The following is an 881-nucleotide window of genomic DNA, read 5'->3' as shown; positions in this document are numbered from 1 at the left end:
TCCAGGGCTTTCGAGCACGCCGCCTCCACGGCGGCCGCACCGTACTGGCGAACGAGGCCGATGAGCCGGTAGACGGCGCGCATCCTGGTCCAGGGCAGTGGGTCATCCAGGATTCGTTCGGCGTAGATGCCGATGTTCTCCCCGTGCCCGGCGCACAGCCCGATCAGCTTGGTGATATCCCGCAGCGCGTAAGCACTCTTGTGTTCGGGCAGATCCGCCGCGTCGGTGGAGCGAGTCTCTGGCCGCATCCTCGGGTGGGTCTTGATCAGCTGCCCGCGGTGGTAGATCTTCACCAGCTCACTATCGGCACGCACAGCGACCTGGGAGCCAATGTAGTCCCCGGGTACCGAATACAACGCCTTGCCGATCTCGATATGGTGGTCACTGTGCACCTTGGCATCCTTGAACTCGGGCACATCGTAGTCTGCCGGTGCCGGTAACAACGCAGGGGCTTCCTCTGCGGCAAAGACCTCCGCCGGGCGGGCCTGCGTCGTGCCGTGAACACGCATCCCAGCCTTTTCCTGGCACCAGAACACCGCCCGCACCTGCGCGTCCTCCAGGTCGGCAAAGACCTCGCCGGCGAAGAAATTACCGCGCACATACTGCACCACCCGCTCGACCTTGGATTTGTCTTTTGGTGCTCTCACTCGGGCGGCGTCAGTGGCGAACCCTGCATGGGCGGCGTAATCCAACCAGCCCGTGGAGAAACGTGGGTTTACCGGCTCCGCAGCCGTCACCACCGGCTTCAAATTATCCGGGATCAGGACCTTGAAAACACCACCAAAGAACGCCCAGGCCATCTCGCAGCCGGCGATCACTGCCGCCAGGGTCTGGGTGTAGGTGAGCCAGACAAACATGTGCCGGGAATACACGGCCGTGAA

General features: G+C 63.0%; 1 protein-coding gene. It reads right to left on the bottom strand.

From position 1 onward, the window contains the following. Nucleotides 1-857 (bottom strand): Mu transposase domain-containing protein (locus tag AAGW05_RS18505; RefSeq protein ID WP_411806027.1); only part of this gene is annotated, 857 nt, incomplete at its 3' end. Between the last annotated feature and the right edge of the window lie 24 nt (nt 858-881).

The sequence above is a fragment of the Arthrobacter sp. LAPM80 genome (genome assembly GCF_046736435.1).
Lineage (GTDB): Bacteria > Actinomycetota > Actinomycetes > Actinomycetales > Micrococcaceae > Specibacter.
Note: the sequence above shows the minus strand (reverse complement) of the source record. Positions and strands in the feature narration are given on the sequence as shown.